This window comes from Microbacterium sp. CPCC 204701, assembly GCF_004010105.1.
Taxonomy (GTDB): domain Bacteria; phylum Actinomycetota; class Actinomycetes; order Actinomycetales; family Microbacteriaceae; genus Microbacterium.
The window spans coordinates 1-2,263 of record NZ_RRYE01000443.1; the positions used below are offsets into that span (position 1 = coordinate 1).

At 73.9% G+C, this 2,263-nt stretch carries 3 protein-coding genes; all 3 read left to right on the plus strand.

Annotation, left to right across the window (positions count from 1 at the left end; genetic code table 11):
• Positions 1 to 1,186: FAD-binding oxidoreductase (locus tag EIO58_RS16545; protein ID WP_164861804.1), on the plus strand; the 1,186-nt coding region annotated here is incomplete at its 5' end.
• 83 nt (positions 1,187 to 1,269) lie between these two features.
• The gene (locus EIO58_RS19535; RefSeq protein WP_274543222.1) at positions 1,270 to 1,530 is read left to right on the plus strand and encodes an MFS transporter; all 261 of its coding nucleotides are present in this window, start codon (positions 1,270 to 1,272) and stop codon (positions 1,528 to 1,530) included.
• The coding region (locus EIO58_RS16550; RefSeq protein ID WP_274543223.1) for an MFS transporter at positions 1,503 to 2,263 on the plus strand (761 nt) is incomplete at its 3' end. The genes EIO58_RS19535 and EIO58_RS16550, both read left to right, overlap by 28 nt.

The window sequence follows — 2,263 nt, forward strand, 5'->3', positions numbered from 1 at the left end:
TGCGGCCGCGGCATCCGGACTCCGCGTGGCGCCCCAGTCGACCGGCCACGCCGCCCTGGCGCTCGCCGACACCGACCTCTCAGACGCGGTGCTCGTCTCGCTCGCGGGGCTTCGCGGCGTGACGGTGGACGCCGCCGCCCGCACCGCGCGCGTGCTCGGCGGATCCCTGTGGAACGACGTGATCGAGGCCGCGGCCCCTCACGGCCTGACCGCGTTGCACGGCAGCGCCGGCGACGTCTCGGTCGCCGGCTACGCGCTCAGCGGCGGACTGTCGTTCTACGCCCGCACCCATGGACTCGCGGTCAACACCGTGCGGGCAGTGCAGCTGGTCGCCGCAGACGGCAGCCTCGTGCGCGCGAGCATCGACGAGAACGCCGACCTGTTCTGGGCGGTGCGCGGCGGCTCTGGCGCGTTCGGCGTCGTGGTGTCGATCGAGATCGACCTGCTGCCGTACGCCGACGTGTTCGCGGGCATGCTGCTGTGGGACGCCTCACGCGCCGCGGAGGTCTCGCACGCCTGGGCGGCGTGGACCGCCACCGCACCCGAGTCGGCGACGACGACCCTGCGCATCATGAACTTCCCGCCGCTGCCCGACCTGCCGCCGTTCCTGTCGGGACGCTCGGTCGTGGTGATCGACGGGGCGATCCTCGAGACGGATGCCGCGGCATCCGCAATCCTGCAGCCGCTGCGCGCGCTCGCGCCGGAGATGGACACGTTCGCGCGCATCCCGGCCGCCGGTCTCATCGCGGTACACATGGACCCGCCGGGACCGACCCCTGCCGTCACCGCGCACTCCGTGCTCGGCGAGCTGCCGACCGAGGCCGTGGACGCGTTCCTCGCGGCCGGCGCCGTGCCGGGGATGTTCTTCGCCGAGCTGCGCCACCTCGGCGGTGCGATCGCGCGCCGGCCCGAGCACGCAGGGGCAGTGGGCTCGGCCTCGGGCGCGTACCTCGCCCACACGGTGGCGATGGTGCCGGTCCCCGAGGCGATGCCGGGGGCGGATGCCGCGGTCAATGCAGGTCTGGCCGCCTTCGAGCCGTGGGAGGCCGGGAACCTCCTCCTCACCTTCATCGACGGCGCCGACGCCGACCGCACCGCCGCGTACGGCGAGGCGACGGCACGCCTGCGAGAGCTCAAGCACCGATTCGACCCGAGGAACACGTTCGCCGCGGCGCACGCGGTCTGACCGTCCACCCCCTTCTCGGTGTCCGGCGGGCCGGGCCGCCGAGTCCCTAGGGTGGAGGGACCGGTCACGAGGGGGCGCACGCGATGACGACGGGCGACGGCGGTTCGGCATCCTTCGCCCGCTACTGGACCGCCGACGCCGTCAGCGCGTTCGGCACCGCGATCACCGCCGTGGCGCTGCCGGTGCTCGTGGTGCAGGTGCTCGGGGCGACGCCGGTCGAAGTCGGCATCGTGAACGCCGCCCAGTTCGTGCCCTACGCGGTGCTCGGCCTGGTCGCCGGCGCCTTCGTCGACCATGGCGGCGCAGGCCGGTCCTCGTGTGGGCGAGCATCGGCCGCGCGCTGACCCTCGGGTTCATCCCGCTGCTGTGGGTGTGGGGACTGCTCGAGATCTGGGTGCTGGTGCTGCTGCTGCTCGCCTTCGGATCGTTCGCGGTGTTCGGGTTCGCGGCATCGCAGTCGCTCCTGCCGCACCTCGTGCCGCGGGAGCGCCTGCTGTCGGCGAACTCGCGCCTCGACCAGACGGATGCCGCGGCCCAGACCGCCGGGCCGGCTCTCGGCGGCGGGCTCATCGGGCTGGTCGGCGCACCGCTGGTGATCGCGCTCGACGCGCTGACCTATCTCGTTCAGGCGATGGTCGTGGCCACGGTGCGCGTCGCAGAGCCGGCGCGCACCGATCTCGCGACGCGGCGTCTGGGGCACGACATCCGCGAGGGCCTCCGGTGGGCGTACCGGCATCACGCGCTCGCGCCGCTCGCCATCTCGACCCACGTGTGGTTCGTCGCCAACGCCGCGGGGCTCACGGTGCTCGCACTGTTCGCGCTGCGCGAGCTGGGGCTGTCGCCGATCGCGTACGGCTGGCTCTTCACGGTGGCGGGGGTGATGCTGCTGACCGGCGCCGCGCTCGCGCCGATCGCCGGGCGGCGGCTCGGTGCCGGACGCACGATCGTTATCGCGCGTGCCGTCTACCCGCTCGCGTGGCTCGTCGTCGCGGCGGTCGCGCTGCTCGAGCCGCTGCGGCCATCCGCCACCGGCCTGCTGCTGGCCGCGATGGCCCTCCAGGGCTTCGTCGCCGGGCT